The following is a 24,409-nucleotide window of genomic DNA, read 5'->3' as shown; positions in this document are numbered from 1 at the left end:
GCCCCATGGCCACCGACCCCTCACGACGACCGCCGACCATCGATGCCACGGCGGCCGCCCGCTGGCGCCAGCTCGCGCCTGCCGACGGCTCCCCCTGGCTGCACGAAGAAATCGGCCGACGCATGGAAGACCGGCTGCAATGGATCAAGGCCCAGCCCCGCACTTGGGCCGACTGGGCGCCGCTGCGCAGCGGCCTCGAGGCGCATGAGCTCGTCGCCCGCCGCTACAAGGACGCCGCTTCTTTCGTGATCGAGCCGGAGCCGGCGCTTGCCGCCGCAACCGGCCAGGCGCTGAGCGCGCCGTGGTGGAGCGCGCGCCGCTGGCAGGCCGGCAAGGCGCGCTTCGACGCACCGCCCGAAGACGGCGTCGACCTGCTCTGGGCCAACATGTCGCTGCACATGGCGGCCGACCCCGAAGCGCTGATCTCGCACTGGCACAAGCTGGTAGCGACCGACGGCTTCCTCATGTTCTCCTGCCTCGGGCCCGACACGGTGCGCGAACTGCGCGCGCTGCATGCCCGTCTCGGCTGGCCTGCCGCGGGCCACGAGTTCACCGACATGCACGATTGGGGCGACATGCTGGTGCACGCCGGCTTCGCCGAACCCGTGATGGACATGGAGCGCATCGTGCTGACCTGGGCCACGCCCGAGGCGGCACTGGCCGAGCTACGCACGCTGGGCCGCAACCTGCACCCGTCGCGCTTTGCGGCGCTGCGCGGCAAGGCCTGGCACCAGTCGTTGAAGAAGGCGCTGCCCGAACTCGCGCCGGCCGAAGAAGGAGGCGGGCGCATCGCGCTGACCTTCGAGGTCATCTACGGCCATGCCTTCAAGCCGGCGCCGCGCGTGTCGTTGTCGGCCGAAAGCGCGGTGTCGCTGCGCGAGATGCGCTCGATGCTGCAGCGGGGTCGGCCGGGCGCTTGATCGCCCGTTCGATCGCCTGTTGATCGCGCGGCAAAAACGCTTGGCGCACGAGCCGTTTTTTGCCTACTAGTAGTGACCCGTAGGCGTCCCACAGGGCACTCGGGCGCAGATATCTACCCGCTACAATCCGCCGTTGCGTGAAACTCGCGGGTATTGTCCCGCGATCGAGGGGTGTCGAATCCTGTTTGTACGAGGGGTTTGGCGACCGTCGACGCACCGATTTGCTGAACTCGCCCGTGTCGAATTCCGTGTTTCGATTTGCCACCGTTTCAGGCCAGAGCATCCACTGGTTCCTGAAGCGGAATTGCTCGGTGACGCCGAGCCAGCTGGGCTGGCTCTACGCCTCGCTGTGCGTGGTATCGCTCGGCATCGGCACCCTGTTCTGGCTGCACGGTGCGCCGCTGGTACTGCCTTTTGCCTGGCTCGAACTGGCCGCTGTCGGATTTGCGTTCATGGTCTATGCACGGCATGCGACCGACGGCGAAAAGATCGCGCTGCAGGAAGGGCGGCTCGTCGTGGAGCTCGAGAACGGCGGGCACTACGAACGCACGGAATTTCTTCCGCACCAGGTGCGGATCGAACCCGAGACCGGCGATCGCTCGCTGATCGAGGTCTCGGGGCAGGGTCGATCGGTCAGGGTGGGGCGCTATGTACGCCCGGAGTTGCGTGCGGCTTTGGCCCGCGAGATTCGCATGGCGTTGCGTGGCGCCTGAGGGGGCTCGCGCAGTGCTGCACGGTTGGGTTTGTCGAAAAAATTGAAGAAACGTGAACACGATGAAGAGCATTTGGCGCAATAAGTACAGGCCGGCGAATCTGTTGCTGGCGGCCGGCGCGGCTTTCAGCAGCGCGGCGCACGCAGTCAACGATCTGCCCGGCGGCCCTTCGGTGCGCCAGTTGAATCTTCCGGTCGGCGTGACCAAGATCGCGCAGGAGCAGCATCTGCTCCACACGATCATGATGATCCTGTGCACGGTCATCTTCGTCGCCGTGTTCGCGGTCATGTTCTATTCGATCTGGAAGCACCGCAAGTCGGTCGGCCACAAGGCGGCCAACTTCCATGAGTCGGTGGTGGTCGAGGTCATCTGGACCATCGTGCCCTTCCTCATCGTGATCGTGATGGCGCTGCCCGCCACCAAGGTGCTGGTGGCCCAGAAGGACACCACCAACGCCGACCTCACGATCAAGACCACCGGCTACCAGTGGAAGTGGGGCTACGACTACCTGAACGGCGAAGGCGAGGGCCTGGCCTTCATCTCCACGCTCGACAGCTCGCAGCGCGCCATGTCCGACGCAGGCGCCAAGGGCGCGATGCCCGACGACTACCTGCTCAAGGTCGACAACCCGCTGGTGGTGCCGGTCAACAAGAAGATCCGCATCATCACCACCGCGAACGACGTGATCCACGCCTTCGCCGTGCCGCAGCTGGGCCTCAAGCAGGACGCGATCCCCGGCTTCGTGCGCGACACCTGGTTCCGCGCCGAGACCGTGGGCGACTACTACGGCCAGTGCCAGGAACTGTGCGGCAAGGAACACGCCTACATGCCCATCCACGTGAAGGTGGTCTCGTCGGCCGACTACACGACCTGGGTGGCCGCCAAGCGCAAGGAAGCCGCAGCCAAGCTCGACGACCCGACCAAGGTGTGGGCGCTGCCCGACATGCTGGTGCGCGGCGAGAAGGTCTATGCCGCCAACTGCGCCGCCTGCCACCAGGCCAACGGCAAGGGCGCTGGCCCGATCAAGCCGCTCGACGGCTCCCCGAAGGTGACCGACGCCGATCACAAGATCCAGCTGACGGTGCTGCTCACCGGCCAGAACAACGGCGCGATGCCCTCCTGGAAGCAGCTGAGCGATACCGACCTCGCGGCCGTGGCCACGTACACCAAGAACAGCTGGTCGAACAAGACGGGCCAGCTGGTGCAGCCGGCCGAAGTGCTGGCCCTGCGCGCCAAGTGATGCGGCAGCAGCGCCCCGCGACGAAGAAATTGCAAGGAACAACGAAATGAGTGCAGTCCTCGACCCCCACGGTCACGCAGTCCCCGGCGACCACGCACACGACGAGCATCACGACCACCACGCGCCCACCGGCTGGCGCCGCTGGGTGTTCGCGACCAACCACAAGGACATCGGCACGCTCTACCTGCTGTTCAGCTTCACGATGCTGATGGTGGGCGGCGTGCTCGCGCTGCTGATCCGCGCCGAGCTGTTCCAGCCCGGCCTGCAACTGGTGAACCCCGAGCTGTTCAACCAGTTCACCACCATGCACGGCCTGATCATGGTGTTCGGCGCCATCATGCCGGCCTTCGTGGGCTTCGCGAACTGGATGATCCCGCTGCAGGTGGGCGCCTCCGACATGGCGTTCGCGCGCATGAACAACTTCAGCTTCTGGCTGCTGATCCCGGCGGCGCTGATGCTGGTGGGCTCGTTCTTCATGCCCGGCGGCGCACCCGCCGCGGGCTGGACGCTGTACGCGCCGCTCACGCTGCAGATGGGCCCCTCGATGGACGCCGGCATCTTCGCGATGCACATCATGGGCGCCTCGTCGATCATGGGTTCGATCAACATCATCGTCACCATCCTCAACATGCGCGCCCCCGGCATGACGCTGATGAAGATGCCGATGTTCTGCTGGACCTGGCTCATCACCGCCTACCTGCTGATCGCCGTGATGCCCGTGCTCGCAGGCGCCATCACGATGACGCTGACCGACCGCCACTTCGGCACCAGCTTCTTCAACCCCGCCGGCGGCGGCGACCCGGTGATGTACCAGCACATCTTCTGGTTCTTCGGCCACCCCGAGGTGTACATCATGATCTTGCCGGCCTTCGGCATCATCAGCCAGGTGGTGCCGGCCTTTGCCCGCAAGCGCCTGTTCGGCTATGCCTCGATGGTGTATGCCACCTCGTCGATTGCCATCCTGTCGTTCATCGTGTGGGCGCACCACATGTTCACGACCGGCATGCCGCTCACCGGCCAGCTGTTCTTCATGTACGCGACCATGCTGATCGCGGTGCCCACGGCCGTGAAGATCTTCAACTGGATCGCAACGATGTGGCAGGGCTCGATGACCTTCGAGACGCCCATGCTGTTCGCGGTCGGCTTCATCTTCGTGTTCACGATGGGCGGCTTCACCGGCCTGATCCTGGCCGTCGCGCCGATCGACACGCAGCTGCAGGACACCTACTACGTGGTGGCCCACTTCCACTACGTGCTGGTGGCCGGCTCGCTGTTCGCCATGTTCTCGGGCTTCTACTACTGGGTGCCCAAGTGGACCGGCGTGATGTACAACGAAACGCGCGGCAAGGTGCACTTCTGGTGGTCGCTGATCTCGTTCAACGTGACCTTCTTCCCGATGCACTTCCTGGGCCTGGCTGGCATGCCGCGACGCTATGCCGACTACCCGATGCAGTTCGCCGACTTCAACGCGGTGGCGTCAGTCGGTGCGTTCTTCTTCGGCTTCGCTCAGGTGTACTTCTTCCTCTTCATCGTGCTGCCCACCATGCGTGGCAAGGGCGAGAAGGCCACGCAGAAGCCGTGGGAAGGCGCCGAGGGCCTTGAATGGGAAGTGCCTTCGCCGGCACCGTTCCACACCTTCGAGAACCCGCCCAAGCTCGACGCGACCGCCACCAAGGTGATCGGCTGATCGCCCAGTGACTGATTCGAAAGCACGATGACACCCGAACAGAAAAGGAACAACCGTCGCATGGGGCTCACGCTGGCTTCCATCGCGGTGGTGTTCTTCATCGGCTTCATCGTTCGCATGGTCTGGTTCAGCGGCCGCTGAACCCGCCACCCACGCAACGAACGGGAGCACAAGCATGAGCCTCGGTCCACGCATCCGCCGCGCCAATGTCCGCATGGTCGGCAAGCTGGCCGTCGTGGCCTGCGGCATGTTCGCGTTCGGCTATGCGCTGGTGCCGATGTACCGCGCCATTTGCGAGATGACCGGCATCAACATCCTCGCGCTCTCCGAGCTCGAGGTGCCGGGCGGTGCCAGCGGCGGCAAGAACGTGCGCGTGCCCGACAACACGCAGGTCGACATGACTCGCACCATCACGGTCGAGTTCGACTCCAACGTGCGCGGCGGCCTCTGGGACTTCAAGCCCGCGGAGCGGACCATCCAAGTGCATCCGGGCCAGCTCAACACGGTGATGTACGAGTTCCAGAACGTGCAGAACCGCCGCATGGCCGCGCAGGCCATTCCGAGCTACGCGCCGCAGCAGGCCGCGCCGTACTTCAACAAGCTCGAGTGCTTCTGCTTCAACCAGTACACGCTCGATCCGGGCGAGAAGAAGCAGTGGCCGGTCGCGTTCGTGATCGACCCCAAGATTTCGAAAGACGTGAAGACCATCACGCTGTCGTACACCTTCTTCGAGGTGGGCGGCAAGACCCCTGCGGCACCGGTGGCGGCCGTTTCGAACACTGCCAATGAGCCACGCTCGTGACCGATCCGCTGAACCAGCCAGGGCCCCGGCCGAAGGCTTCGCTGTGGGACACGGTGAAGGCGGTGGGCTGGTCGTTCTTCGGCGTGCGCAAGAACAGCGCCTACCAGGAAGACCTGGGCAAGCTGAACCCGCTGCACATCATTGCGGTGGCGTTTGTGGCCGTGATCGTCTTCGTGGTCGCGCTGGTGCTGCTGGTGCGCCATGTGGTCGCATCGGCCGCAGCCTGATTGACGAAAAAGCATTCCGCGACAGCAAGCAGAATCCATTGAATCGAGAGAAGAAAGAAAGCCAGGAGCTGATATGAGTTCAACCACCCACGGCACCACGCCCTACTACTTCGTGCCCGGACCGTCGGCCTATCCGGTCTCGGCCGCGATCGGCCTGTTCTTCGTGATCCTGGGCGCCGCGCAATGGATCAACGGCCACGAGTGGGGCGCGTGGTCGCTGCTGGCCGGCATGGTGATCTGGCTCGGTACGCTGTTCGTGTGGTTCCGCACCGCCATCGGCGAAAGCGAGAGCGGCCAGTACGGCCACAAGGTCGACCTGTCGTTCCGCTGGAGCATGAGCTGGTTCATCTTCTCGGAAGTGATGTTCTTCGGCGCGTTCTTCACCGCGCTGTGGTGGGCCCGCACCCATTCGCTGCCCGCGCTCGGCAGCCTGGACAACGCGATCCTCTGGCCCGATTTCAAGGCCGTGTGGCCCAGCGTCGCCGCAGGCGCCACAGCCTCGCCGGCCGGCATCGTCGAGCCCTTCCAGACCGTCGGCCCGTTCTGGCTGCCCACGATCAACACCGCGCTGCTGCTGAGCTCGGGCGTGACGCTCACCATTGCCCACCACGCGCTGCGTGCCGGCCACCGCGCACAAACGATCCGCTTCATGTGGCTCACCGTGCTGCTCGGCGTGATCTTCCTGGGCGTGCAGGGCTACGAGTACCACCACCTGTACACCGAACTGAACCTCAAGCTCAGCTCCGGCACCTATGGTTCGACTTTCTTCATGCTGACCGGCTTCCACGGCCTGCACGTGTTCATCGGCATGCTGATGCTGCTGTTCATCACGCTGCGCCTGCGCAAGGGCCACTTCACACCGGAGCGCCACTTCGGCTTCGAGGGAGCGGCCTGGTACTGGCACTTCGTGGACGTGGTCTGGCTCGGCCTCTACATGCTGGTCTATTGGCTTTGAGCGAAGAACCTCGCGGCATTCCAGAAAAAAGGCGCCGTAAGGCGCCTTTTTCATGGTTCTCGTGGAACGAGCACCATCTACTTGCCGAGCGGGAGTCCGGTGGGCTGGATGTAGCCGAGTTTCCAGGCGAGCAGCATGCAGAGGAACAAAAACACCGACAGGCCGATCCGAAAGGTGAGCGCTCGCGCCATGCCGCCGCTCTTGGCGCGCCCGTTGCGCCCGTCCTTCAGCATGAAGTACAGGGCGAACGCGAGGCTCGCGAAGATGCCCAGGAACACCAGGGCGACGAAATATTTCATGACCCGCATTATCGGCCGCACGCCCCGTTCTCTCCAGTGACCCCTGAACCTCTGTATTCCGAAGACCGGCGCCGCCCGGGCCGTTTCTGGCTGATCACCATCGCCGCCGTGCTGACCGTGGCGGCCACCGTTTCGCTGGGCCGCTGGCAGCTCTCGCGCGCCGCGCAGAAAGAAGCGCTGCAGGCCGACATCGACGCCCAGAAGCTAAAGCCGGCGCTGACCCAGGCCGAATTCCTGGCGCTGGAAAAAGCCTCCGACTCGCTGCACCGCCCGGTGCGCCTGCGCGGGCTCTGGCTGCCAACGCAGACCGTGTACCTCGACAACCGCCAGATGCACGGCACGCCCGGCTTCTACGTGCTGACGCCCTTCGCGCTCGAAGGTACCGAGCAAGCGGTGATGGTGCAGCGCGGCTGGATCCAGCGCAATTTCGTCGATCGCACGCACTTGGGTGCAGTCGAGACACCGGCTGGCATCGTTGAGGTCACGGGCCTGATCGAGCCGCCGCCGAGCCATCTGCTGGAGCTGGGTACGTCCGCACCGACACCCGCGCCTGCCGCCTCTGCGCCCGCCTCGGCAGCCTCCGCGCCGGCCGCCCCGGCACCGGCCGGCGAAGGGTATTCGCCCATCCGGCAAAATCTCGACCTGGAGGCCTTCCGTGCCGAGACCAAACTGCCGCTGCGCACCGACGTGTCGCTGCAGCAGAGCGGACCGGCTTCCGAGGGCCTGCAGCGCGACTGGCCGGCCCCGGCGCTGGGCCTGGAGAGGCACTACGGTTACGCATTCCAGTGGTTCGGCCTGTCGGCCCTCGTCGTCATCCTCTATGTCTGGTTCCAATTCATCACACCCTTCCGCCGCTCAAGGCGCCGCGCACGCGATGGCCGCTTCTGACGAGCCGCTGGGCCTGACGGTGCATTCGATGCCGTCGCCCAACCAGGCGCTCGACGGCGCGGAGGTCCGGCGCACGGTCATCGGGCGCTGGAAGATGATCGCCGTGATGCTGATGTGCGCGGCGCCGGTCATTGCCTCGTACTTCACCTATTACGTGATCCGGCCCGAAGGCCGCAGCGTCTACGGCGAACTGATCGATCCACAGCACGAGCTGCCGAAGCTGATCGCCACCGACCGCAACGGCGCGCCGGTCGACTTCGCCACGCTCAAGGGCCAATGGCTGCTGGTGGCGGTGGCCAATGCGGCCTGCGACGCACTGTGCGAGCAGCAGCTCTATCTGCAGCGCCAGTTGCGCGAGAGCCTGGGCCGCGAGAAAGACCGCATGGACCGCGTCTGGCTCGTGAGCGACGCTGCCCCCGTGCCCGAGCGCCTGAACAATGGCCTGCACGGCGCCACCGTGCTGCGCGTGCCGGCCGACCAATTGGCCAAGTGGCTCGCGCCCGTACCGGGTCACTCGCTGGCCGAACACCTGTATGTGGTCGATCCGATGGGCAACTGGATGATGCGTTTCCCCGCCCGTATGGACGCCGCCGGCGCCGGCCGCGCCAAGCGCGACCTCGATCGCCTGCTGCGTGCTTCGGCGTCGTGGGACGAACCCGGCCGCTGAGACCGCATGGACACGAGCTCGCTCTACGATCTGACGCCCATCGCCTGGCTCATGGCCGCCGGCGTGCTGATCGCGCTCGGCCCGCTGGTGTGGGTGTGGCGCCGTAATGCGGGCGCGGGCCCGGCGCGGCGGCTGCATGCGCTGACCGTGCTCACGCTGTTCCTCACTTTTGACCTGACGCTGTTCGGCGCCTTCACGCGGCTCACCGATTCGGGCCTAGGTTGTCCCGACTGGCCCGGCTGCTACGGCAATGCCAGCCCGGCCGGCGCGCGCCACGAGATCGCGATGGCGCAAGCCGCACAGCCGACCGGCCCGGTAACGCACAGCAAGGCCTGGGTCGAGATGGTTCACCGCTACCTGGCAACGGGTGTCGGCGTGCTGATCCTCGTGTTGGCCTTGGCGACCTGGCTGGTGCGATGGTGGCCTTCCATTGGGCCCAAGGCCGGCAACGCGCCGCAGCCTCCGCCTGCCATCGCGCAAGTTGTGCTGAATCCTTGGTGGCCGACGGCGACGCTCGTTGGCGTGAGCTTGCAAGGCGCATTCGGCGCGCTCACCGTCACCTGGAAACTGTTCCCGGCCATCGTCACCACGCATTTGATGGGTGCCATCGTGCTGCTGGCGCTACTGTGCATCCAAGCGGTGCGCTACCAGCAGAGCGCGGCGCAGCGGCTGCCCACGCCCGTGTCGCCCGCACTGCGCAATGGCCTCATCGCGACTACTGTGCTGCTGGTGCTGCAGATCGCCCTCGGCGGCTGGGTCAGCACCAACTATGCGGTGCTGGCCTGTACGCAGTTCCCGACCTGTCAGGACAGCTGGTGGCCGGCCATGAACTTCGCGCAGGGCTTCGAGATCTGGCGCCATCTGGGCGTGACCGGCGAAGGCCAGCCGCTAGATTTTTCCGCGCTCACCGCGATCCACTACGCGCACCGGCTGATGGCCTATGCGGTGTTCGTCGCGCTCGGCGTGCTGGCATGGCGCCTGCGCCGCATCGAGACACTGCGCCCGCAGGCGCGATGGCTCGCGGGCCTGGCGTTGCTGCAGCTGGCCACAGGTCTGGGCAACGTACTGCTGGGCTGGCCGCTGGCCGCGGCCGTGCTTCATACCGGCGGCGCAGCAGCGCTGGCCGTTGTGCTCACCTGGGCCCTGTGCGAGAGCCGGCGCGACCTGGCGGCACAGACCGCACGCGCCAGTGACAATGCAACCGGTCACAACAACAATCAAAGGAAGGCCGCAGCGTGAGCACCCCGATCCCCGTTCAGCAAACCAGCACCGCGAACGTGCTGCGCCAGTTCTACGCGCTGACCAAGCCGCGCGTGGTGCAGCTGATCGTGTTCTGCGCGCTGATCGGCATGGTGCTGGCCGTGCCCGGCCTGCCTTCGTGGGCTGACGTGCAACACGCCGTGCTGGCCTGCATCGGCATCTGGCTGGTGGCGGGTGCGGCAGCGGCGTTCAATTGCCTGGTCGAGAAGGGCATCGACGCGAAGATGAAGCGCACCGCCTGGCGCCCCACGGCGCGCGGGCAGCTCAGCGACCTGCAGGCGCTGATTTTCTCGGCACTGCTGTGCGCAGCCGGCTCGGCGCTGCTGTGGTTCACGGTCAATCCGCTCACCATGTGGCTGACCTTCGCTACCTTCGTTGGCTACGCGGTGATCTACACCGTGATCCTCAAGCCGCTGACGCCGCAGAACATCGTGATCGGCGGCGCGTCGGGCGCGATGCCGCCGGTGCTGGGCTGGGCCGCGATGACGGGCGACGTGGGGCCCGAGGCGCTGATTCTTTTCCTCATCATCTTCCTGTGGACGCCGCCGCACTTCTGGGCGCTGGCGCTCTACCGCGTCGAGGACTACCGCAAGGCCGGCCTGCCGATGCTGCCCGTCACGCACGGCAACGAGTTCACGCGGCTGCAGGTGCTGCTCTACACCTTCATTTTGTTCGCAGCCTGTCTGATGCCTTTCATCTACGGCATGAGCGGCTGGCTGTACCTGGCGGTGGCGGTTGCCGTGAGCGTCGGCTTCACCGGCTATGCGTTCGCACTGTGGCGCAACTACTCCGACACGCTGGCGCGCAAGACCTTCCGCTTTTCGCTGATCCACCTGAGCGTGCTGTTCCTGGCGCTGCTCGTCGATCACTACATTCACTGACCACGTTTCCATGAACAAGCGCAACGCTCTTCGACTGATTGCCGCGGGCGCCGGCTGGGTGGGCGTGACCGCCACCCTCGGCCTGGGCCTCTCGGCATGCAGCGAGACCAAGCAAAGCTTCACTGCGGTCGACATCACCGGTGCCGACTACGCCAAGGACTTCTCCCTGAAGGACGCGGACGGCAAGGTCCGCACCATGGCCGACTTCAAGGGCAAGGTGGTCGTGATGTTCTTCGGCTACGCGCAATGCCCCGACGTCTGCCCGACCACCATGACCGAGATGGCGCAGGTCAAGCAGCAGCTCGGCAAGGACGGCGACAAGCTGCAGGTGCTGTTCGTCACGGTCGACCCCGCGCGGGACACGGCTGAGGTGCTCAAGGCCTACATGGGCGCGTTCGACCCGAGCTTTGTCGCGCTGATCCCGACAGCCGACGAGCTGGTCGCGCTCGCGAAGGACTACAAGGTCTACTACAAAAAGGTCGACGGCAAGACGCCGACCAGCTATTCGATGGACCACTCGGCCGCCAGCTATGTCTACGACACGCAGGGCCGGCTGCGGCTCTACGCGCGCTACGGCGCCGGCGTGCCGTCGATGGTGTCCGACCTGAAGACGCTGCTGGCTTCCTGAGAAAGGCTCTGGGCACATGGACGCCGGCTCGGTCGAGCACCTGAAAGGGCGCAAGGGCGCCTTCCGTATTGCACTGATTCCACCCGAGGTGTTGGGCGCCCTGAACGACGGGCTGCTCGAAACCGTCAACCTCAACGAATTCATGGCGCTGGAGCTGCCCCGGCTGGCGCGCAGCGTGGCGGGGCACATCGGCCTCGATGCGCAGAGCGAACGGCTGGCCGACACGATCGCGATGCTGAGCGCCTTCAAGCCAATGCAGCGGCACGGGCACATCGCGCGTGCGCTCTACGACCTGACGGCGCTGCATGACGAGCGCGATGCCGTCGCCCACCGGCTGGCCACGCACGCAAGCGACGTGGCCCGCTGCTGGGCCGCTCAGTGGGTCACGCTCTCGGGCCTGTCGCTGCCGGTGCAACTGGAGGCAGTGCGCCGCTTTGCCGCCGATCCGCATTTCGGCGTGCGGGAAATCGCATGGATGGCGGTGCGCGACGCGGTCATCGAATCGCTCGACGAGGCGTTCGCGCTGCTGCAGCCATGGGTGCTTGACGCCGACCCCAACATCCGTCGCTTTGCCAGCGAACTCACGCGGCCGCGCGGCGTGTGGTGCGCGCAAATTGATGCGCTCAAGACCGAGCCGTGGCGCGCGCTGCCGCTGATCGAGCCTCTGCGTGCCGACCCCAGTCGCTATGTGCAGAACTCGGTGGCGAACTGGCTCAACGATGCGAGCAAGAGCCAGGGCGAGTGGGTCGACAAGCTCTGCGAGCGATGGGTGGCGGAGTCGGATACGGCCGAGACCCGCTACATCGCGAAGCGGGCGCTGCGGACGCTTTCCAAATGAAAAAAGCCCGGGGATACCGGGCTTTCTTCTTGGCGGGCGATTGGCTTACGCGTAGTCCGCGAGAGCCTTCTTCATCTTCTTCATCGCCGCGACCTCGATCTGGCGAATGCGCTCGGCGCTCACGCCGTACACAGCGGCCAGGTCGTGCAGCGTCATGCCGCCCGAGCCGTCGTCGTTCACCTTGAGCCAGCGCTCTTCCACGATGCGGCGGCTGCGGTCGTCCAGCGCTTCGAGCGCCGTGGCGATGCCGTCGCTCGACAGGCGGTCGCGTTGCTGCGATTCGAGCAGGGCGGTCGGTTCCTGCGTGGCGTCGGCCAGGTAGGCGATCGGGCCGAAGGTTTCGTCGCCGTCGTCGGACGGGCCCGGGTCGAGCATGACGTCGCCGCCTGACAGGCGGGTTTCCATCTCGAGCACTTCTTCAGGCTTGACGTTCAGCCGGGTCGCCATCTGCGACACCTCGTCGGGGCTCAGCGTTTCGCGGTGCGTGCCGTTGTCGGCCGCGGCCGAGTCGGCCTTGAAGCCTTGCTTCATCGAGCGCAGGTTGAAGAACAGCTTGCGTTGGGCCTTGGTCGTCGCGACCTTGACCATGCGCCAGTTCTTCAGGATGTACTCGTGGATCTCGGCCTTGATCCAGTGCATGGCGTAGCTCACGAGCCGCACGCCCTGGTCGGGGTCGAAACGCTTCACGGCCTTCATCAGGCCGACGTTGCCTTCCTGGATCAGGTCGCCGTGCGGCAGCCCGTAGCCCAGGTATTGGCGGGAAATGGAAACGACGAGGCGCAGGTGCGACAGCACGAGCGCGCCAGCGGATTCGAGATCGTTGTGGTCGCGCAGCTTGCGTGCGAAGCCCTGCTCTTCTTCGAGCGTGAGCATCGGCAGGCGGTTGGCGGCCGAAATGTAGGCATCCAGGTTGCCCAGCGGGGGAACCATCGACCATGGATTGGCGACGGCCAGCTGGTTGGCAGAGACTCCAGACAGCGTTGTCATCAGGGGAAACTCCTTTGTGTGGGCCATATTAGCACTCGGTTAGAGGGAGTGCTAAACCAAGGGTTCCCTTGAATTTCTATCGCTGAAATAGCCGATGGCTACTGTCGATTCTCAGTGACTCTCGAATTCTTCTCACCGACTCTTGAACTGCGGGAGAGGCTGTTTGAGTTGAACGTCGAGGCCAATTTCCGGCGACACTCTGCGGGAGGCTGTAATTTTATACAGTTCTAGGTATGTGTGTAAGCGTCTCTCTCATCTGAATTGACACCTTGAACGCTCGGCAAACTGGAAGTTGCCTCGGGTGAGCAACATGCCATCTTCTGCGGGCCAGCACGGTTAAAGCGCCAAAACTTTGTGGTTTTTCGCGCTAACCCTTGCTTGTTGTTTACCGTCGAAAATTGACCCAGCTAGCGCAGTAATTTCCGTCTAAGACTGACCCACGTAAAACCCTACCCTGCTGTTTTTTAAAGCAGGGGATCCTAGGAGTGATAGACGTGGCGACATTGAGTGTCATCAGACGTTGGGCCCTGCGCGAGCAGATGTCCATCCGCGAGATAGCCAGGCGTACAGGCCTGTCTCGCAACACCGTAAAGAAGTACCTGCGAGGCGGCGAAGAAATGCCGCGCTACGCCAAGCGGACGGGCTCGAGCAAGCTCGATCCCTATGCCGAGAAGCTCGCGACCTGGCTCGCGATCGAGGCCACCAAATCGCGGAAACAGCGGCGCAATCTGCGGCAGATCCACACAAGGAGAACACCAAGCACTTATCCACACCGTGAAGCCTTCAAGCTCACAAAGCGGGTGGGTCAGTATTCAATGGAAATCTAGGGTCAGAGATCGGCGGAATTCAACAGCGTGATGATCGACGCCGCTTCACCATTGCGCATGAACTCGGGCATTTTGTGAACTTGAGACACGTTGCCCCGCCAGGTGAGGAGCGGCTGCTGTGCGGTAAGGAACACCTTCGCGCGAGCGAGACTGGCTTGAGCGGCCGTTTTGGCATGGAAGCGCAGGCCAACGAATTTGCGGCATCCCTGCTCATGCCCAAGAGCCATATAGCCTCCTTGCCACTCATGAGAGGTAGCCCCGAAATTGCTCGAATCCTCGGCCTGCAGCAGCTCTGTAACGTAAGTAAGGAGGCGGCCGCGCGCAGGTATGCTGAGTTGCACGGTGACGATTTCGCAATCGTCTTCTCCCATGAAGGAAAGTTCCTCTACTCGGTCAGAGGTGGCGATTTCCCGTGGCTTGAACCGCGTCGAGGTCAGGACCTTTTTCGGGATTCACTTGCGCGAACGTTCGTCGGAGACGATGGGGATGTTTCCGACCAGGAGGAGAGTGATCCCCACTGGTGGCTTGGGGACCGAGACGTTCATAGTTGGGAGCTTTGGGAAGAGGTGCTTGTTCAGCAAAACGGGTATCGAATCACGCTGTTGATGGGCGAGCGCACGGATGAGGATGACTGATCCGCACGATCTTGGTGTTGTCAGTTGCGGCGAGGACTGCCGGCGACCAGCACCGCGAAATGATTAAAGGCCGTCATTTTTAAAAAGCCAAAATTCAATCCCCAATGATCAGAATTGGGCGAAATTCAAAAGTCAACGATTCATGAGTTCAAAACTCATGCGGCGGGAGTTGCGCAAGTCGTTGATCTGATTTGACGTCAGATTCAAGGGGCAATGAGAACCGACAGCTACCAGCGTACGCCCAGCTTTAGGAAAAGCTTGGACAGCACGAACAGCGGGCCAACCCACAGATATTGGATGTCTTCGAAGAACGAAGGCTTCTTGCCCTCGATCTTGTGGCCCACGAACTGAAAGATCCAAGCCACAACAAAGATAGCGGCTGAAATCGGCAATACAAGTCCGCCCATCGCATGCACCAGCGCCAGGGCCAGGGCGGTCAGCGCGAGCATGGTCAGCAGGAAGGCCGGGGCGCGCAGCAGGGCGTAGTAGACGAGGCTGGCGGCCACGAAAACATAGGCTACCCAAGGATGGAGCGCGAACAGCAGCCCGACGATGCTCAGCATGATGGCCGGGATGGCCACGAAATGGATCAGCTCGTTGGTCGGGTTGCGGTGGCTCTCTTCATAGTGAGCGAGCAGGCGGTCGACCTTGCGATCGCTCGATTCCAGGGGGGCGGCGGCGGTATGCGTCATGACAAGTCTCCGTGGACGCCGTCCGGTGCGGCGAGACTTTCGATGGTGCCCACAGAGAAGCCCGATGGCAAGCGCGCACGCGATGTGAAATTGCTATCAAAAAAGTAGCATAAAGCACTACAGCCACGGCGGCTGCCATGACTTTATGCACTGTCACAAGAAGGTTACATCGCTAAGATCGGCGCGTGGCATCCTTCGACTCCCCACCCGCACCTCTGTCACCGGCCGCGGAGACTGGCGCGCCCGCCCGCGCGCCCAGGGCGATCCTGGTTGTGGACGACCACGACCTGCTGCGCCTGGGTGTCTGCGCGCTGGTTCAGGCCCAGGCCACCCCGTCCGGCGCGAACATCGAAGTCTTCGAGGCCGGCAACGTTGCGGACGCACTCGCGCTGTACGAAACCCACCAGGCTTCCATCGGCCTCGTGCTGCTCGACCTGGCCCTGCCCGACACGCACGGCCTGAGCGGCGTGGCCGAGTTCCGGCTGCGCTTTCCGGCCGCGCGGATCGTGGTGCTCTCGGGCACCGGCAACAGCACGCTGGCGCAGGGCGTGCTCGCGCTGGGCGCCGCCGCCTTCCTGCCGAAGTCGGCCGACCTGAAGGAAGTGGTGAGCTTCATCCGCGCCTGCGGCCTGCTCGATCCCGGCGCGGCGGAGGTGCCGCCACTGGCCGTGCCCAAATCGCTCACCGGCTATGCCGAATTCGCCCACGCCAGCGCCTGGCAGGAGCTCACGCCGCGGCAGATGCAGGTGCTGCAATGGGTGCTCGAAGGCAAGGCGAACAAGGAAATCGCGCAGCTCGCGAACCTGAGCGAAGGCACGGTGAAGAACCATGTCTCGACCATCCTGCTGCTGTTCGGCATGCGCTCGCGCGCCCAGTTGATCAGCACCCTGCATTGAGCGTGCAGCCCGCCGCGTCGAACGACCCCTCCGCCGACCACGCACTCGGCCAGCGGGTGCTGCGGGAGCATGTTGCCTCGGTCTACAGCACCTACGGCGTCTCGACGCTGACGCACATGGCCTTCGTGGTGGTGTTCGGCAGCATCATCTATTCGCAGCTGAAGGACCCGAGCCTGCTGTTCTGGCTGGCCGGGCTGCTGATGGCCGACGTCTACGTGTTCTTCACGCCGCGCTGGAATCCGTCCCGGCCCGTGCGTGAAAGCGCGTACTGGGCGCGCAAGATATCGCGCATGGTCACGCTGGTGAGCATGGTCACGGCGGTGGTGCCCTGGCTCATCGTGCCGCACGACAACCTGCCCATGACCTCGCTGCTGATGGCCGTGATCGTCGGCAGCTGCGCGCGGGCGGCGCAGTCGCTCTGGCCGCTGAAGCCGGCGCTCTTCGGCTACACGATGCCGATGTCGCTGGGCATGATCACCGCGCTGGCCTGGCAGGGCGACGGGCTGCATCTGTTCCTGGCGGCAGCCGGTGCAGCCTACCTGCTGCTGACGCTGCACGCGGGCATTGGCCAGCACAAGTTGCTGACCGCGTCGCTCATGCTGCGCTTCGAGAACGAGGCGCTGGCCGCGCGGCTCGGCGAGCAGATTGCCGCCACCGAGCGTGCGAGCGAAGAAAAAACCCGCTTCCTCGGCACCGCCAGCCACGACCTGCGCCAGCCGCTGCATGCCATCGCCCTTTTCGGCGCTGCGCTGGAGAACGAACTTCGCGGCCGCCCCGAGGGCCGCAACGCCGAGCGCCTGATGCGCGCCGTGAACGCACTGGGCGCCTCGCTCGACACCATGCTCGACGTGTCGCGCCTCGACGCCGGCGTGATCACGCCCGCGCCGCAGCCAGTGCAGCTCGACGCGCTGTTCCTGCCCCTCAACCACACCTTCGCGGCGCGCGCCGAGCAGAAGCAGCTGCAGCTGCGCGTGCGCGCCAGCGGCCTGTGGGTGCACAGCGACCCGCAGCTGCTGCACCGCATGCTGTCCAACCTGATCGACAACGCCCTCAAGTACACGGCCCGCGGCGGCGTGACGGTGATGGCGCGCGAACGCGGCGACTCGGTGTGGATCGAGGTGCGCGACAGCGGCATCGGCATTGCGCCCGAGCAGTCGGGCCGGATCTTCGAGGAGTTCTATCAGATCAACAATCCGGGCCGCGACCGCTCGCGGGGGCTCGGCATCGGGCTGTCGATCGTGCAGCGGCTGTCGCGGCTGCTTGGGCATCCGGTGCAGATGCATTCGCGGCTGGGGCGGGGTACGCACTTTCGCGTGGTGGTGCCGGCCGTCAGTGCGGCGGCGCGCGAGCTGGTCGGGGTGCTGGCATCTGCCGCCACGGCCGAGGAGGCGGCCGAGCAGCGCCGCGGTCCGGCGCCAGTGTTGCCCGGGCGCGTGCTGCTGCTCGACGATGAACTGGAAATCCGCGAAGCCATGATGGGCCTGCTGCGCTCCCACGCAATCGACGCCCATGCGGTGGCGGACGAGGCCGGCGCCGCCGCCGCCTTGCAACAGGCGAGTGGCGAGGGTCGCCCCTTCGACCTGTTGCTGTGCGACTACCGACTGGCCGACGGCGCCGACGGACTCGATGCGGGCCTGCGGCTCAGCCAGGGCCAGGGCATGACGACGCCGCTGCTGCTCATCACCGGCGAGACCTCGCCCGACAGGCTGCAGCGGGTTCGCGAGTCGCAGGTGCCGGTGCTGTTCAAGCCGGTCGTGGCCGATTCGCTGCTGCAGGCGATGGCCGAAGTCGCCGTTGCCAGATAAGCCCATGACTTTCGGCACTGGCGAGCATTCGCTGCGCGCACTACCTTCACTGCATTGCGTTCCCGCAAGAGAAGGAAAAAGGGGAGAGGGAGAAAAAGCGAAGCGGTCCCGGCGCAAGCCGGGGCCGTTTTTTTATCCGAGCAGCGCTTGTGCGAACTCGCGGGCGTTGAAGGTCTCGAGGTCTTCGAGCTTCTCGCCCACGCCGATGAAATAGACAGGGATCGGCCGTTCGCGCGCAATGGCGCACAGCACGCCGCCCTTGGCGGTGCCGTCGAGCTTGGTCACGATCAGGCCCGTAAGGCCCAGCGTCTCGTCGAAGGCCTTGACCTGCGCAAGCGCGTTCTGGCCGGTGTTGCCGTCGATCACCAGCAACACCTCGTGCGGCGCCGTGGCATCGGCCTTGGTGACGACGCGCTTGATCTTCTTCAGCTCGTCCATCAGGTGCAGCTGCGTCGGCAGGCGGCCGGCCGTGTCGACCAGCACCACGTCCTTGCCGCGGGCCTTGCCGGCGTTCACCGCATCGAAACTCACGGCCGACGGATCGCCGCCCTCGTTGCTCACGATCTCGACCGTGTTGCGGTCGGCCCAGACCAGCAGCTGCTCGCGAGCCGCGGCGCGGAAGGTGTCGGCCGCGGCCAGCAGCACCGAGGCGCCTTCGGTGGCCAGGTGCTTGGTGAGCTTGCCGATGGAGGTGGTCTTGCCCGCGCCGTTGACGCCGGCCACCATGATGACGGTGGGCGTGAACTGGCCGATGACCAGCGGCTTCTCGAGCGGCTTGAGCAGGTCGGCCACGGCCTCGGCCAGCAAGACCTTGACCTGCGTGGCGTCGGTGGCCATCTGGCGCTTGACGCGGCCCCGCAGGTCGTCGAGCAGGTATTCGGTCGCCTTGACGCCGGTGTCGGCCATCAGCAGGGCGGATTCGAGTTCTTCGTAAAGCGCGTCGTCGATCTGCGCGTTGACGAACACGGCCTGGATGCCAGTGCCGGTCTTGCGCAGGCCGGTCTTGAGCTTGTCGAACCAGCCCTTGCGCTCGGTGGCGACGGCGATTTCGGCGGCGGGTGCAGGAACCGGCGCGGGAGCTGGGGTCGGAACAGGCGGTGGAACGAATGCGGGGGCTGATACGGGTGCCGCTACTGGAGTTGCGACAGGCGCTGGTGCTGGTGGCGCAGCAGGAGCCGGCGTTTCTTCGGCCGCCGGCTTCGAGCCGAACCAGCTCGAAGGCGAGAACACCGAACGCGGCGGCGCGGCTTCGGGGGCGGGCGCCGGTGCGGCTGGCGGGGTAGGCGCCGGCGTATCGGGGGTTTCGGCAGGCGGTTTTTTCTTGAAGAAACTGAACATCAGGAGCTTTTTACAATCCGACCCATTCTATGAAACACCTCCCGCCACGCCGTGCTGCGTCTGGTGCGGTGCTGGCGATGGCGCTTCTGGCGCCATGGGCCATGCCTGCACAGGCCCAAAGCAATCCATCTTCCGCCGCCGCAGCCGCGGCGCCCGGCCCTCAGCAATTCACGCTTGCCAACGGCATGACGCTGATCGTCCAGCCCGACCGGCGCTCGCCCACGGCGGTGCAGATGGTCTGGGTCCGCGTCGGCTCCATCGACGAAGTCGACGGCACCTCCGGTGTGGCACATGCGCTCGAACACATGATGTTCAAGGGCACCAAGGACATCAAGCCCGGCGAGTTCTCGCGCCGCGTGGCGGCCCTCGGCGGCCAGGAAAACGCCTTCACCACCCGCGACTACACCGGCTACTACCAGCAGATTCCGGTCGGCAGCCTCGAACAGGTGATGAAGCTCGAATCGGACCGCTTCGCCAACAACCAGTGGCCCGACGACGAGTTCAAGCGCGAGATCGAGGTGGTCAAGGAAGAGCGCCGCCTGCGCACCGAAGACCAGCCCCGTGCGCTGCTTGGCGAACAGCAGAACGCCGCCGTCTTCACCGCCTCTCCCTACCACCGCCCCGTAGTCGGCTGGATGAGCGACCTCGACGCGATGACGCCCGAGGACGCACGCGCCTTCTTCAAGCGCTGGTACGTGCCCGCCAACGCCGTGCTCGTGGTGGCCGGCGATGTCGACGTGGCCCAGGTGCGCGCCATGGCCGAGAAGTACTACGGCCGCATCCCTTCGAGCGCCGTGCCTGCGCGCAAGCCGCGCACCGAGCCGGCGCAGCGCGGCATCCGCCGAATCGAACTGAAGGCTCCGGCCGAGCAGGCGTATGTGTCGCTGGCCTTCCGCGTGCCGCAGCTCGCCAGCATCGACGACGCGAGCAGCGACGCCTGGGCGCTGGTGGTGCTGTCCGCCGTGCTCGACGGCTACGCCGGCGCGCGGCTCGACCGCGCGCTTACCCAGGGGCCCGATCGCGTCGCCGATTCGGCCGGCGCCTATTCGGGCTTCATGGGCCGCGGCCCGCAGCTCTTCGTGCTCGACGGCGTACCAGCCGCCGGCAAGAGCGCCGAGGTGGTCGAGGCCGCGCTGCGCGCCCAGCTGGCGCGCGTCGCCAAGGACGGCGTGGGCGAAGCCGAATTGGCCCGCGTCAAGACCCAGTGGGTGGCAAGCGAGACCTACAAGCGCGACTCGGTGATGGCGCAGGCGCGCGAACTCGGCAGCAACTGGGTCCAGGGCCTGCCGCTCGATGCCAGCGAGCGCATCGTCGCCCGGCTGCAATCCGTCACGGCCGCCCAGGTGCAGGCCGTGGCCGCCAAATACTTCGGTGACGACCAGCTCACGGTCGCCACGCTGCGCCCCCTGCCGCCCGAAGCCAAGCCCCGTGGCCGTGGCTTCGCGGCGCCCGCAGGCGAAATGCGCTGAAAGACAGGTCCCGTTCCATGAAAACTCTCAAGAAGATCGCCCAGTGCGCCCTGCTCGCAGGCGTCACCGCCATCGTGGGCATCACCAGCGCGCAGGCCGCGCTGCCCATCCAGCAGTGGACGCTGGCCAACGGCGCAAAAATCTACCTCGTAGCGACCAACGCGCTGCCGATCGTCGACGTGCAGATCGACTTCGACGCCGGCAGCCGCCGCGACCCCGCACCACAGGCTGGCCTGGCCAGCACCACCGCGACCATGGTCGAGAAGGGCGTGCGCGCCGGCAAGAGCGGCGAACCGGCACTCGACCAGAACGCCCTGGGCGAAGCCTGGGCCGATCTGGGCGCCAGCTTCGACGTGAGCGCCGGCACCGACCGCACCAGCTACTCGCTGCGCACACTGTCCGACCCTGCGTTGCTGAACAAGGCGGTGGCACTGGCGTCGCGCGAGATCGGCGAGCCGGCTTTCCCCGACGACGTGTGGCTGCGCGAGCGCGAACGCATCAACGCGGCCATCAAGGAAGCCAACACCAAGCCCGCGACTGTTGCGGGCCGCGCGTTCGCACAAGCCGTGTACGGCGTGCACCCCTACGGCCAGGAGGTGACGGAAGAGACGCTGGCGCGCATCGACACCGCTGCCATGCGCCAGCGCTACCAGCAGCTGATCGTGCCGTGCCGCGCCAAGCTCAGCATCGTGGGCGCCGTGACGCGCGCCGAGGCCGAGACGATCGCGACCACGCTGCTGTCGCGCCTGCCCGGCCCCGAGGCGTGCACGCCGCTGCCGGCCGTTGCAGCTGTAGCCGCGCTCACCGCGCCCAAGGACGAGCGCATTTCCTTCGACTCGGCGCAGGCCCACGTCTTCATCGGCCAGCCCGGCTATCCGCGCAAGGACCCGGACCACTTCGCGCTCACGCTCGGCAACTACGTGCTTGGTGGCGGAGGTTTCGTCTCGCGCCTGATGAACGAAGTGCGCGAGAAGCGCGGCCTGACCTACAGCATCTACAGCGGCTTCGCGCCGGGGCTCGAGGCGGGCGCCTTCCGCGTCGGCTTCCAGACCCGGCCCGACCAGGCCGAAGAGGCCGTGAAGATGTCGCGCGAAGTGCTCGCAAAGTTCGTGGCCGAAGGCCCGACCGCCAGCGAACTGAAGGCCGCGAAGGACAACCTGATCGGCGGCTTTCCGCTGCTGCTGGACAGCAACCGCAAGCTGATCGGCAACGTCGCCAACATCGCCTGGCACGACCTGCCGCTGGACTACCTCGACACCTGGACCGCGCGCATGAACGCGGTCACGGCAGCCGACGTCAAGGCCGCCTTCCAGCGCAAGCTGCAGCCCGAGCGCATGGTGACGGTGGTGGTGGGCGGCAAGGAAGCCAAGACGACCGCCAAGGCGCAGCCCTGACCGCCAGTCACATCACCAGGGCGTGCGGGCCGCTGCTGGCGGCAGCCCGCACCGCCGCCCCAAGCCGTTCGAGCAGCCGCGGCGCCGCCCGCGCCTGCTGCCAGTAGAGCGGCACCGGCAGCGTCGAGCCGGGCACCAGCTCCACCAGCCTGCCTTCGCTGATCGCACCGGCCACCATGCTGGCCGGATGCATGCCCCAGCCCATGCCCGCGCACGCCGCCTCGACAAAAGCGTTGGGCGAAGGGATCCAGTGCCGCGGCGTCTCGACGTTGCGGTGGCAGATGCGCCGCACCCAGCGCGTCTGCAGCCGGTCCTTGCGGTCGAACACCAGGCTCGGCGCTTCCGCCAATGTGCGCGCGCCCACGCCCTTGGAGAAATGTTCGCGCACGAACCCGGGGCTCGCGGCTGCCACGTAATGCATCGTGCCCAGCGCCTCGCTGTTGCACCCCGCCACCGGTTGCGCCAGCGCTGTGACCGCCGCGAACACCGCGCCGCTGCGCAGCCGTTCGGCCGTGTGGTCCTGGTCGTCCACCGTGAGATCGAGCAGCGCGGCCTGTTCCTGTGTGGCGAAGGCCGCGGCGGCGGCCACGAACCAGGTCGCAAGGCTGTCGGCGTTGACGGCCACCCGCATCGTGACGCGCTCGCCGCCCGCCTCGCCGCTGCCCATGCCGAGGGCGGGCAGGGCCTCGCGCAGCTCGTGCTCCAGCATGCCCACGCGCTCGACGTGCCGGCACAGCTGCAGCCCGGCCTCCGTTGCGACGCAGGGCTGCCCGCGCACCAGCAGCGCTCCGCCGGTGCGCTCTTCCAACTGCCTGATGCGCTGCGACACCGCCGAGGGGGTGACATGCAGCGCGCGGGCGGCGCGTTCGAAGCTGCCCTCGCGTACGACGGCGGCAAGGGCGTTCAGGGCGGCGTAGTCGAGCATGGCGATGAAGCAAAACTGAATTGGATTAAGAAAGTTTAGTTTGAATTAATCCTGAGCAGGCGTCATTCTCGAAGCATGCAAGCCGTACACGTCACCACTGCCTTCGCCAACGGGCTCTTCATGAGCCTGGTCCTCATCGTCGCCATCGGCGCGCAGAACGCTTATGTGCTGCGCCAGGGATTGCGCCGTGAACATGTGGGCGCGGTAGTGCTGTTCTGCGCGGCCAGCGACGCGGTGCTGATTGGTGCCGGCGTTGCAGGCATGGCGCAGGCGCTGCAAGGACGGCCGATGCTGGCCACCGTGCTCGCGGGGCTCGGCGCGGCCTTTCTCTGCGGCTACGGGCTCAAGGCGCTGTGGCGCTCGCGGCAGCCCGCCGCTCTGCAGACCACGGCGCAGGGCGCTTCGCTGTCGCGCGTGGCCGTGGTGGCGCAGGCAGCCGGCTTTACGCTGCTGAATCCGCACGTCTACCTCGACACGGTGCTGCTCGTGGGCAGCGCGGGCGCGCAGTACGCGGGGCTGCTCAAAGTCTGGTTCGTGGCGGGTGCCGCCACGGCGAGCGCGCTGTGGTTCACCTCGCTGGGCTTCGGCGCGCGGCTGCTTGCACCGGTGTTCGCGCGTCCGCGCGCCTGGCAGATGCTCGATGCGCTCATTGGGGGCACCATGCTTCTGTTGGCCGCCATGCTGGCACAGCGAGCGCTTGCAGGGCTCTGAAAGCGGGCACGCGGCGGCGTTAAGCTCGCCGCATGCCCCAGAAAGCCGCCCCCGCCTCCCGTCCCGCAGCACCCAAGCCCAAGCGCCCGTCGAAGCCCAGCGAGGTGCGCATCGTCGGCGGCGAATGGAAGCGCACCCGCCTCGCCGTGGCCGACAAGCCCGGCCTGCGCCCCACACCCGATCGCGTGCGCGAAACCCTGTTCAACTGGCTCGCGAGCCTGGCCGGCGCTGGTGGCGGCGAACTGCCGGGATGGCAGTGCATCGACGCCTTCGCGGGCACCGGCGCACTCGGCTTCGAGGCCGCATCGCGCGGCGCGGCGAACGTGCTGCTTTGCGAGCAAGACGCCGCGCTGGTCGTGCAGCTCCAGGCCGCCAAGACCAAGCTGAGCGCCGAGGCTGTGCGCATCGAGCGCGGCAATGGGGTCACCGCGCTCGAACGCGCGGCGGCCGGCAGCCTCGATGCCGTGTTCCTCGACCCGCCCTTCGACAGCACAGCCCTCTACGAACCGGCCCTGCGCGCCGCCGCGCGTGCGCTGCGTGCGGGCGGCTCGGTGTACCTCGAAGCGCCGCGCCGCTGGAGCGACGAAGAACTGGCCGCCTTCGGCCTCGTCGGATTCCGTTACCTGAAGGCCGGCGCCGTGCACGCCCATCTGTTGCGGCTGGCTGCCGAGGGGACTGCATAATCCGCCGAACAAGCCGCACCGGCAGCATGAGGAAGAAGCAAC

General features: G+C 66.1%; 26 protein-coding genes and 1 pseudogene. 22 read left to right on the top strand and 5 right to left on the bottom strand.

The window, feature by feature from the left end; genetic code table 11:
• Positions 1–5: 5 nt before the first annotated feature.
• From ACSFCA_RS08940 to ACSFCA_RS08905, 8 genes are all read left to right on the top strand, one after another.
• Entirely contained in the window at positions 6–920 is a 915-nt protein-coding gene (locus ACSFCA_RS08940) for a class I SAM-dependent methyltransferase (RefSeq protein ID WP_435459215.1), read from the top strand.
• 236 nt (positions 921–1,156) lie between these two features.
• Positions 1,157–1,633, top strand: a complete 477-nt coding sequence (locus ACSFCA_RS08935) for a DUF2244 domain-containing protein (protein WP_258355231.1) — start codon at positions 1,157–1,159, stop codon at positions 1,631–1,633.
• 61 nt (positions 1,634–1,694) lie between these two features.
• Positions 1,695–2,873: a cytochrome c oxidase subunit II gene (gene coxB, locus ACSFCA_RS08930; protein ID WP_093079525.1), complete on the top strand. Its 1,179-nt coding sequence runs from the start codon at positions 1,695–1,697 to the stop codon at positions 2,871–2,873.
• Between the two features lie 46 nt (positions 2,874–2,919).
• Positions 2,920–4,560 carry a cytochrome c oxidase subunit I gene (gene ctaD, locus ACSFCA_RS08925; RefSeq protein WP_093057627.1) on the top strand — a complete coding sequence of 547 codons (1,641 nt, stop codon included), beginning with the start codon at positions 2,920–2,922 and terminating at the stop codon, positions 4,558–4,560.
• A gap of 27 nt (positions 4,561–4,587) precedes the next feature.
• The gene (locus ACSFCA_RS08920) at positions 4,588–4,701 is read left to right on the top strand and encodes a cytochrome oxidase small assembly protein (protein ID WP_019656111.1); all 114 of its coding nucleotides are present in this window, start codon (positions 4,588–4,590) and stop codon (positions 4,699–4,701) included.
• 34 nt (positions 4,702–4,735) lie between these two features.
• A complete protein-coding gene (locus ACSFCA_RS08915) occupies positions 4,736–5,362 on the top strand; it encodes a cytochrome c oxidase assembly protein (protein WP_093057628.1) in 627 nt (208 codons plus the stop codon).
• On the top strand, positions 5,359–5,589 hold the full coding sequence (locus ACSFCA_RS08910; protein WP_258353041.1) for a DUF2970 domain-containing protein: 231 nt from the start codon (positions 5,359–5,361) through the stop codon (positions 5,587–5,589). The genes ACSFCA_RS08915 and ACSFCA_RS08910 overlap by 4 nt, the downstream gene beginning before the upstream one ends.
• A 73-nt stretch (positions 5,590–5,662) precedes the next feature.
• Entirely contained in the window at positions 5,663–6,544 is an 882-nt protein-coding gene (locus ACSFCA_RS08905) for a cytochrome c oxidase subunit 3 (RefSeq protein ID WP_258353042.1), read from the top strand.
• A gap of 77 nt (positions 6,545–6,621) precedes the next feature.
• On the opposite strand, the gene ACSFCA_RS08900 is transcribed toward ACSFCA_RS08905, so the two are convergent.
• Complete coding sequence (locus ACSFCA_RS08900; protein ID WP_093057631.1) at positions 6,622–6,852, bottom strand: twin transmembrane helix small protein; 231 nt, start codon at positions 6,850–6,852, stop codon at positions 6,622–6,624.
• A 27-nt stretch (positions 6,853–6,879) separates the two neighbouring features.
• Here ACSFCA_RS08900 and ACSFCA_RS08895 point away from each other — a divergent pair, with 27 nt between their 5' ends.
• Genes ACSFCA_RS08895 through ACSFCA_RS08870 form a run of 6 tightly spaced genes read left to right on the top strand, consistent with a single transcriptional unit; the run spans position 6,880 to position 12,005 of the window.
• Positions 6,880–7,731 carry an SURF1 family protein gene (locus ACSFCA_RS08895; RefSeq protein ID WP_258353043.1) on the top strand — a complete coding sequence of 284 codons (852 nt, stop codon included), beginning with the start codon at positions 6,880–6,882 and terminating at the stop codon, positions 7,729–7,731.
• Positions 7,718–8,398: an SCO family protein gene (locus ACSFCA_RS08890; protein WP_435459216.1), complete on the top strand. Its 681-nt coding sequence runs from the start codon at positions 7,718–7,720 to the stop codon at positions 8,396–8,398. Before ACSFCA_RS08895 ends, ACSFCA_RS08890 begins: the two co-directional genes overlap by 14 nt.
• Positions 8,399–8,404: 6 nt before the next feature.
• The gene (locus tag ACSFCA_RS08885; RefSeq protein ID WP_435459217.1) at positions 8,405–9,637 is read left to right on the top strand and encodes a COX15/CtaA family protein; all 1,233 of its coding nucleotides are present in this window, start codon (positions 8,405–8,407) and stop codon (positions 9,635–9,637) included.
• Positions 9,634–10,539, top strand: a complete 906-nt coding sequence (cyoE, locus tag ACSFCA_RS08880) for a heme o synthase (RefSeq protein ID WP_258353046.1) — start codon at positions 9,634–9,636, stop codon at positions 10,537–10,539. Before ACSFCA_RS08885 ends, cyoE begins: the two co-directional genes overlap by 4 nt.
• Before the next feature lie 10 nt (positions 10,540–10,549).
• Positions 10,550–11,167, top strand: a complete 618-nt coding sequence (locus ACSFCA_RS08875; protein ID WP_258353047.1) for an SCO family protein — start codon at positions 10,550–10,552, stop codon at positions 11,165–11,167.
• Positions 11,168–11,183: 16 nt separating this feature from the next.
• Positions 11,184–12,005 (top strand): DNA alkylation repair protein, encoded by an 822-nt coding sequence (locus ACSFCA_RS08870; protein ID WP_435459218.1) that lies wholly within the window; start codon positions 11,184–11,186, stop codon positions 12,003–12,005.
• Positions 12,006–12,050: 45 nt separating this feature from the next.
• On the opposite strand, the gene rpoH is transcribed toward ACSFCA_RS08870, so the two are convergent.
• Positions 12,051–12,992 (bottom strand): RNA polymerase sigma factor RpoH, encoded by a 942-nt coding sequence (rpoH, locus tag ACSFCA_RS08865; protein WP_093059932.1) that lies wholly within the window; start codon positions 12,990–12,992, stop codon positions 12,051–12,053.
• 485 nt (positions 12,993–13,477) lie between these two features.
• Here rpoH and ACSFCA_RS08860 point away from each other — a divergent pair.
• Together ACSFCA_RS08860 and ACSFCA_RS08855 are read left to right on the top strand one after the other, a co-directional pair.
• Positions 13,478–13,735: pseudogene (locus tag ACSFCA_RS08860) on the top strand (helix-turn-helix domain-containing protein); the annotation flags it as partial.
• A 158-nt stretch (positions 13,736–13,893) separates the two neighbouring features.
• Positions 13,894–14,454 carry an ImmA/IrrE family metallo-endopeptidase gene (locus ACSFCA_RS08855; RefSeq protein ID WP_435459219.1) on the top strand — a complete coding sequence of 187 codons (561 nt, stop codon included), beginning with the start codon at positions 13,894–13,896 and terminating at the stop codon, positions 14,452–14,454.
• A 227-nt stretch (positions 14,455–14,681) separates the two neighbouring features.
• Here the strand turns inward: ACSFCA_RS08855 and ACSFCA_RS08850 are convergent, their stop codons facing one another.
• Positions 14,682–15,146 carry an Mpo1 family 2-hydroxy fatty acid dioxygenase gene (locus ACSFCA_RS08850; RefSeq protein WP_435459220.1) on the bottom strand — a complete coding sequence of 155 codons (465 nt, stop codon included), beginning with the start codon at positions 15,144–15,146 and terminating at the stop codon, positions 14,682–14,684.
• Positions 15,147–15,331: 185 nt separating this feature from the next.
• On the opposite strand from ACSFCA_RS08850, the gene ACSFCA_RS08845 reads away from it, so the two are divergent.
• Both ACSFCA_RS08845 and ACSFCA_RS08840 read left to right on the top strand, forming a co-directional pair.
• On the top strand, positions 15,332–16,042 hold the full coding sequence (locus ACSFCA_RS08845) for a response regulator transcription factor (protein ID WP_435459221.1): 711 nt from the start codon (positions 15,332–15,334) through the stop codon (positions 16,040–16,042).
• A 2-nt stretch (positions 16,043–16,044) separates the two neighbouring features.
• Positions 16,045–17,847: an ATP-binding response regulator gene (locus tag ACSFCA_RS08840; protein ID WP_435459426.1), complete on the top strand. Its 1,803-nt coding sequence runs from the start codon at positions 16,045–16,047 to the stop codon at positions 17,845–17,847.
• A 132-nt stretch (positions 17,848–17,979) separates the two neighbouring features.
• On the opposite strand, the gene ftsY is transcribed toward ACSFCA_RS08840, so the two are convergent.
• Positions 17,980–19,185, bottom strand: coding sequence for a signal recognition particle-docking protein FtsY (gene ftsY / locus ACSFCA_RS08835; protein ID WP_435459222.1), 1,206 nt, complete (start codon positions 19,183–19,185; stop codon positions 17,980–17,982).
• A 29-nt stretch (positions 19,186–19,214) separates the two neighbouring features.
• On the opposite strand from ftsY, the gene ACSFCA_RS08830 reads away from it, so the two are divergent.
• Positions 19,215–20,654, top strand: coding sequence for a M16 family metallopeptidase (locus ACSFCA_RS08830; protein WP_435459223.1), 1,440 nt, complete (start codon positions 19,215–19,217; stop codon positions 20,652–20,654).
• 17 nt (positions 20,655–20,671) lie between these two features.
• Positions 20,672–22,048 carry a M16 family metallopeptidase gene (locus ACSFCA_RS08825; protein WP_435459224.1) on the top strand — a complete coding sequence of 459 codons (1,377 nt, stop codon included), beginning with the start codon at positions 20,672–20,674 and terminating at the stop codon, positions 22,046–22,048.
• Between the two features lie 7 nt (positions 22,049–22,055).
• Here ACSFCA_RS08825 and ACSFCA_RS08820 read toward each other — a convergent pair whose 3' ends face one another.
• Positions 22,056–22,973 carry a LysR family transcriptional regulator ArgP gene (locus ACSFCA_RS08820; protein WP_435459225.1) on the bottom strand — a complete coding sequence of 306 codons (918 nt, stop codon included), beginning with the start codon at positions 22,971–22,973 and terminating at the stop codon, positions 22,056–22,058.
• A gap of 75 nt (positions 22,974–23,048) precedes the next feature.
• Here ACSFCA_RS08820 and ACSFCA_RS08815 point away from each other — a divergent pair, with 75 nt between their 5' ends.
• Both ACSFCA_RS08815 and ACSFCA_RS08810 read left to right on the top strand, forming a co-directional pair.
• On the top strand, positions 23,049–23,684 hold the full coding sequence (locus tag ACSFCA_RS08815; protein WP_258353055.1) for a LysE/ArgO family amino acid transporter: 636 nt from the start codon (positions 23,049–23,051) through the stop codon (positions 23,682–23,684).
• Positions 23,685–23,716: 32 nt separating this feature from the next.
• Positions 23,717–24,367, top strand: a complete 651-nt coding sequence (locus ACSFCA_RS08810; RefSeq protein WP_435459226.1) for an RsmD family RNA methyltransferase — start codon at positions 23,717–23,719, stop codon at positions 24,365–24,367.
• Positions 24,368–24,409: the final 42 nt, after the last annotated feature.

Source organism: Variovorax multivorans (assembly GCF_051216835.1).
In the GTDB taxonomy this organism is placed as follows: domain Bacteria; phylum Pseudomonadota; class Gammaproteobacteria; order Burkholderiales; family Burkholderiaceae_C; genus Variovorax.
This window is presented reverse-complemented; position numbering and strand designations above follow the sequence as displayed.